The sequence below is a fragment of the Rhizobacter sp. P2_H3 genome, assembly GCF_056403355.1.
Map to the genome: position 1 here is coordinate 1 of NZ_JBFUFQ010000287.1, position 6,458 is coordinate 6,458.

Sequence of the window (6,458 nt, forward strand, 5' to 3'; positions counted from 1 at the left end):
GGATCGGATCTGCGACTGGTACAGCGTGATCAGCGACATCGGCAGCGAGGTCACCAGCCGGCCCATGCGCGCCATGATCAGGTAGGCCATGAAGTGGGCCGCGTGGTCGGAGCTGCCGCGCGCGACGGTCAGCACCGAGCCCGGCGGCTTGCTGCGCAGCAGCGCGCCGAAGTCGCTGTAGGCCTGGTCGTTCTCGGCCAGTTGCCGTGCGACCGCAGAGGGGGCTTCGCGGGCCTCAGCCAGCATGCGCGAGTTCAATCGAGCTTCCTTCAACATAGACGTCCGAAACAGTGAGATCGCGGTCGAGCACGACGGCATCGCCCCAGGCACCGGCGGACAAGCGCCCGCGGTCCGAGGCGCCGAGGTAGTCGGCCGCATGGGTGGAGACGCGGCGCGACGCGTCGATCAGGTCCATGTCCAGCTCGTTGACCAGGTTGCGCAGCGCCTGGTCCATGGTGAGGGTCGATCCGGCCAGCGTGCCGTCGGCCAGCCGCACGCCGCCGAGGCACTTGGTGACCTTGTGGCGGCCGAGCCGGTAGTCGCCGTCCGGCATGCCGGCGGCGGCGGTCGAGTCGGTGACGCAGTAGAGGTGCGGGATCGCGCGCAGCGCGACGCGGATCGCGCCCTTGTGCGCATGCAGCAGGTCCGGAATGATCTCGGAGTACTTCGCATGCGCGAGCGCCGCGCCGACCATGCCGGGCTCGCGGTGGTGCAGCCCGCTCATCGCGTTGAACAGGTGCGTGAAGCCGCCCGCGCCGCGCTTGAGCGCCTCGACGCCGTCCTCGTAGCTGCCCAGCGTGTGGCCGAGCTGCACGCGGAAACCCGCGGCGCACAGCGACTCGATCAGGTCCATGTTGCCGGCGATCTCGGGCGCCAGCGTGATCAGGCGGATCGGTGCCAGCTCGTTCAGGCGCGCCAGCTCGGCGGTCTGCACCGGCCGCGCGAAGTTCGGCTGCGCGCCGAGCTTGCCGCCGTTGATGTACGGGCCTTCGAGGTGCACGCCCAGCACGCGCGCGCCCTTCGGGCTGCGGGCCGAGCACACCGACTTGAGTCCGGCGAACGCGAGCTCGAGGTCGCTCATCGGCGCGGTCATCGTCGTCGCCAGCAGCGCGGTGGTGCCATGGCGCGCATGCAGCTCGGACACGCGCGCGGCCGAATCGCCGCCTTCCATGATGTCGTGCCCGCCACCGCCGTGCACGTGCAGGTCGATGAAGCCGGGCAGCACGATGGCGCCGGCCTTGTCGCGCACCTTGCGCACATCGATCGGCGTGCCCTCGACGCGCACGATGCGGCCGTCGGCCCCGAACTCGATGCGCCCGTCGACGAATCCTTGCGGGGTGAGGACCTTGCCTTGCAGGTGGGTGCTCATGCTTCTCTTCTCATTTCGGCGACGAAGTCGTAGTAGTCGCTTCGGCAATAGGAATGGGTCAGCTCGACCGCCTGGCCGGTTTCCAGGTAGCCGATCCGGGTGATGAACAGCACCGCCTGCCCGACCGGCACGCCGAGCTGCTCGGCCAGGCGCGGCTGCGCATTCAGCGCGCGGATGTGCTGCAGCGCGCGCACCGGCGCCTGGCGGGTGCTGGTCAGGTATTCGTACAGCGAGCCGTTGACCAGCTCGGGCTGCGGCAGCACGCTCTGCGGCAGCACGCTGACCTCGTAGGCCATCACGACCTCGTCGGCCAGGCGCAGCCGCTCCAGCCGTGCGACGCGCGCCCCGGGCGACAGGCCCAGGCTCAGCTGCTCGTCGGGCACCGCCGCGGTGATGCTGCGTTCGAGCCATTGCGAGCTCGGCGTGTAGCCGCGCTGGTGCAGCTCTTCGGAGAAGCTCGTCAGCCGCGACAGCGGCTGCTCGATGCGCGGTGCGATGTAGTTGCCCGAGCCGCGGCGGCGCACGATCAGGCCCTGCTCGACCAGCTGGTCGATGGCCTTGCGGGCGGTCACGCGCGACACGTCGAGCGACTCCGACAGCACGCGCTCGGACGGCAGCGCCTCGTCGGCCTGGTAGCGGCCGTCGCGGATCGCCTGCCCCAGCTTGCGAGCCAGCTGCACGTACAGCGGCGAGCTGTCGCGCGCGTCGGGCTTGAAATCGAACAGGGGTCTCTTCATCGGTCGGTCTCGACCTCGCGTCGGATCAGGGTCAGCGCGCCGGCGGCCGGCCCGTCGGCGACGGCGACGCAGCGCGCGAGCAGCGCAGGTGAAAGGCGGGGCGACAGGCGCTGGCCGACGCTGCCGAGCACCGCGAGCGGCAGCTCGCCGGCCGGGTCCAGCGCGCGGGCGATGGCCTCGAGCTCAGTCACTGCGCGCACGAGCAGTTGCGCGGCGGCCGGGTCGCTGTCTTCGGTGTCGAACACGGCCGGTGCGAGCTGTGCATACGCGAACTGGCCGGCGCGGCCGCACCAGGCCTGCAATGTCTCGGCGTCTTCGCCGCACTGGGCCCAGACGCGGCGCGCCAACGTGCCCGCCGGCAGGCGCCCGTCCATCGCGCACTGCGCGATGCGCATCGCCCGCAGGCCGAGCCAGGCACCGCTGCCTTCGTCGCCGACCGGGAAACCCCAGCCGCCGACGCTGGCGCGCGTGCCATCGGCGCGCCACACCTCGCCGATGCTGCCGGTGCCGGCCGCGAGCAGTGCGCCGGGGCGACCGCCGTGCGCGCCGACCAGCATCGCGAATCCATCGGTCTCGCCGAGCAGCTTCGCGTAACCGGGGTTCTGCGCCAGGAAGGCATCGCGCCACGGCGCATTGCTCATGCCGGACAGGCCGGCGCCGAGGGYGCACTGCGCGTGCGAGGGCCGGGCGACGCCGGCGGCATCGAAGGCACGGGYGACCGCCAGCTCGATCTGCTGCCACGCCGGCTCGATGCCCTGGCCCAGCGCCGACGGGCCGGCCTCGCCCCGCCCCAGCACCGCCCCGGCACGGCGCGCGACGAGGGCCCGGGTGCCGGTGCCGCCTCCATCCACGCCGATCAGGTATTCGATCATCGACTGCTCTCTGGCACGTTGTTCATGGGCGGGCGTCGAGCCCGCGATGAAACCAGTTTAGTACCAGCAATACCAATAAGTCAATTGGTATTAGAGTTGTCTTAGCAGCAGGATTTTTCGTTTGAATTCAAGCGCTTACATGCGCTTGTCAGACAGTGCGTCTCACGCACCAAGTCTGGAGGACCGCCCCGTTGCAGGGCGATCGAGGGCAACGATACCAGTCCAAGCCGGAACGCGCCACTGTTTTGTCACCCGGGGCGGGCCCCGGGTTTCAAGTCACTTCTTGCGGGCGTAGAGCGCCCAGAGCCGGGCCAGGTCGGCCGTGCCGTCGTTGCCCTGCACGGTCTTGAAGGTCGCGGCCGACTTGGCGTGATCACCCGCCACCAGCTGCGCGATCGCCAGGTGCAGCTTCGCGTCATCGGGCCGCTTCGTGCCCTTGGCGATGCCCTGCTGCATCAGCTCCAGCCCCGGCTTGGCCTGCCCGCCGTAGACCTGGTCCATGCCGATCGCCAGCARCTCGCCGCCGTCCTTGGCCGCCTTCGCCTCCGTCAGCGCCTGCGCCTGGCCCGCCTTCGCCTCGGCCAGCCGCTTGGCCACCAGGTCCTTCAGCCGCTTGTGCCGCTCCGCCTCCGGGCCCACGCCMAGCACCCCYGCCGCGAAGCCCTTGTCCATCGCCTGCTGCGCCTCGTTCAGGCTGCCCGCCTGCACCGCCAGCTGCACCATCTCCATGTAGTCGGCCGCCGCGCTCGTCGCACCCGTCGCSAGRCTCAGCCGGTACGTGTCCAGCGCCAACCGGTCGCTGAAGTTCGGCTTGCGCTGCAGCCGCCCCAGCAGGTCCGTCCAGTACTGCTTCTGCGGGTAGTACGTCACCAGCTTCTCGACCGCCCACACGTACGCGTTGGTGTCGTTCATGCGCTGCGTCGCGTTCGCCAGCAGCTTCAGCCGGTCTTCGGCCGGCGCCTGCCCCGCCTTCTCCGAGGCGCTGATCTCCACCTGCAGCTCGCGCGCCGCGCCGGCGAAGTCCCCGCCCAGGTACTGGCTCTGGATCAGCAGCGTGCGCACCGTGCCGCTGGTGCCGCCTTCCTTGAAGTAGCGCTGGCCCCACTGCATCGTCTTCGCGTAGTCCTTGGCACGGTACGCGGTACCGGCCAGCGACTCCAGCATGCGCAGCTTGTCGGCCTGCGCCAGCTTGCCGGTGGCCGCGAGCGCCTCGAACGATTTGCCGGCCGTGTCTGCATCGCCCGCGCCCGACGCGGCCGCGATGCGCATGCGCTCGATCGTGTAGCTCTCGCTCGCGTTCTTGTTCGGCACCGCGTCGGCGTCACGCACCTTGGCGAGCGCTTCCTTGTACTTGCCGGCCTTGATCAGGTCGCCCGCGGCCTGCAGCGGCTTGCCGATGTCCGGACGCACGGCGTCCTGTGCGTACGCGGTCGTCAGCGCCGCTGCCAGCAGCGTGGCGGCCAGCAAGGGTTTCAACTTCATGGCCATGGTGCTCACTTGATGAACTGCTCGTTGCCCACCATGCCCAGCTTGGCCACCCCGAGCCGCTGCGCACTGGCCAGCACCATCGCCACCGACTTGTACTCCACCAGCTTGTTCGGGCGGATGTGCACCTCGGGCTGATCGGCAACCGCCGCCGTCGCCGCCAGCTTCGTCTCCAGCACCGTGCGGTCCGGCACGACTTCACCGTTCCACAGGATCGTGCCGTCGAAGTCGATGTCGATCGTCACCACCACCGGGTCGCGCARCGGCGGCGGCGGGCTCCCCGTGGGCATGTTCAGGTTCACCGAGTGCAGCTGGATCGGGATCGTGATGATCAGCATGATCAGCAACACCAGCATCACGTCGATCAGCGGCGTCGTGTTCATCTCCACCATCACGTCGGGATCACCACTTCCGCCGCCGGAGCCTACGTTCATTCCCATTTGCTTGATCCTTCTCTCTGGGGTTCGGCTCAGCCGCGCGGCGGCGGTTCCGTCACGAAGCTGATCTTCTGGATGCCCGCGCGCTGGCACGCGAACACCACCCGACCCACCGACTCGTAGCGGCTCTTCTCATCGCCGCGGATGTGGATCTCCGGCTGCGGCGTCAGCACCGACACCTTCTTCAGCCGCGCCACCAGCGCGTTGTTGTCCGCCACCGCCTGCGCGTTCCAGTACACGTCGCCGTCCTTCGTCACCGAGATCTCGATGTTCTCCGGCTTCGTCACCCGCGCAATGTTGGTYTCCTTCGGCAGCGACACCGCCGCCGTCTGCGTCACCACAGGCACCGTGATCAGGAAGATGATCAGCAGCACCAGCATCACATCCACCAGCGGCGTCGTGTTGATGCTGGAGACGACCTCGTCGTCGTCCCCGTCCCCACTGCCCACGTTCATTGCCATCGCGTTGCTCCTTCGCTCAGGAGTGATCCGCGATCAGCGGCTGCCGCCGCGCAGCGTCGAGCGGCTGCCCAGCAGCACGCCGTGCAGGTCCGCCCCGAAGCTGCGCACCGACTCCATCGTCACCTTGTTGCGGCGCACCAGCCAGTTGTAGCCCAGCACCGCMGGCACCGCCACCGCGAGACCAATGGCCGTCATGATCAGCGCCTCGCCCACCGGGCCCGCCACCTTGTCGATCGACGCCTGGCCGGCAATGCCGATCGCCGTCAGCGCGTGATAGATGCCCCACACCGTGCCGAACAGCCCCACGAACGGCGCCGTCGAGCCCACCGTCGCCAGGAACGCCAGCCCGTCCTGCAGGCGGCTTTGCACGTTGTCGATCGCGCGCTGCACGCTCACGCCCACCCAGGTGTTGCGGTCGATGTTCGCCGTCAGCTCGCCCTCGTGGTGGTCACCCGCCTCGATCGCCGTCTCGGCRATGAAGCGGAACGCGCTGCCGTCCTTCAGCGTCGCGACGCCGTCGTTCAGGCTCGCCGACTTGAAGAAGSTCTTGCGCGCYGCRCGMGCCTCGCCGCTGATCTTGAAGCTCTCGAACAGCTTGGTCACCAGGATGTACCAGCTGCCCATGCTCATGATCACCAGGATGATCAGCGTGCCGCGCGCCACGAAGTCGCCTTGCGCCCACAGCGCGCTCAGCCCGTACGGGTTGTCCACCGACTCCTTCGTCACCGCGCCCGGCACCGCCACCGGCGCCGCCGGTGCAGCCACCGCGGCCGGCGCTTCAGCCGCCGGGGCCGACGCTTGTGCTTGCGCAGCTTGAGGGGCCACGAACACGGTGGCGGCAACAGCAAGGCTCAGAGCCATGGTCAGTGAGCGCAGAGAAAACAAAGACATGGTGTTTCCAATCTCTAGAGAAATTTGTGAATTCATGGCCCCGGTCAGGGCCCTCGTCGCAACGAAAGTCAGTGATCGAGCGGGATCAGCTCAGGCGTTCATTCCAGCTTGTAGCCAAACGGCACCTGCACCAGCACGTCCTTGCCCTGGCCCTGGCACTTGTATTCGCTCACCAGCCTCAGGCTGTTGCGCGCAAAGACCGGGTG

Annotated in this window: 7 protein-coding genes and 1 pseudogene; all 8 read right to left on the minus strand. The window is 68.8% G+C overall.

What is annotated here, in order from left to right:
• Positions 1-246 (minus strand): annotated as a pseudogene (locus tag AC1D1T_RS28905) (SIS domain-containing protein); the annotation flags it as partial.
• Positions 236-1,369 carry an N-acetylglucosamine-6-phosphate deacetylase gene (gene nagA, locus AC1D1T_RS28910; protein WP_047510704.1) on the minus strand — a complete coding sequence of 378 codons (1,134 nt, stop codon included), beginning with the start codon at positions 1,367-1,369 and terminating at the stop codon, positions 236-238. The gene nagA and the pseudogene AC1D1T_RS28905, both read right to left, overlap by 11 nt.
• A complete protein-coding gene (locus AC1D1T_RS28915) occupies positions 1,366-2,106 on the minus strand; it encodes a GntR family transcriptional regulator (RefSeq protein ID WP_047510706.1) in 741 nt (246 codons plus the stop codon). Before AC1D1T_RS28915 ends, nagA begins: the two co-directional genes overlap by 4 nt.
• On the minus strand, positions 2,103-2,978 hold the full coding sequence (locus AC1D1T_RS28920) for a glucosamine kinase nucleotide-binding domain-containing protein (RefSeq protein ID WP_477992980.1): 876 nt from the start codon (positions 2,976-2,978) through the stop codon (positions 2,103-2,105). Before AC1D1T_RS28920 ends, AC1D1T_RS28915 begins: the two co-directional genes overlap by 4 nt.
• Positions 2,979-3,254: 276 nt before the next feature.
• Positions 3,255-4,460, minus strand: a complete 1,206-nt coding sequence (locus AC1D1T_RS28925) for a tetratricopeptide repeat protein (protein WP_477824985.1) — start codon at positions 4,458-4,460, stop codon at positions 3,255-3,257.
• 11 nt (positions 4,461-4,471) lie between these two features.
• Complete coding sequence (locus AC1D1T_RS28930; RefSeq protein ID WP_465115241.1) at positions 4,472-4,903, minus strand: ExbD/TolR family protein; 432 nt, start codon at positions 4,901-4,903, stop codon at positions 4,472-4,474.
• A gap of 29 nt (positions 4,904-4,932) precedes the next feature.
• Complete coding sequence (locus AC1D1T_RS28935) at positions 4,933-5,361, minus strand: ExbD/TolR family protein (protein ID WP_465115239.1); 429 nt, start codon at positions 5,359-5,361, stop codon at positions 4,933-4,935.
• 33 nt (positions 5,362-5,394) lie between these two features.
• A complete protein-coding gene (locus AC1D1T_RS28940; RefSeq protein WP_477992981.1) occupies positions 5,395-6,252 on the minus strand; it encodes a MotA/TolQ/ExbB proton channel family protein in 858 nt (285 codons plus the stop codon).
• Positions 6,253-6,458 lie beyond the last annotated feature (206 nt).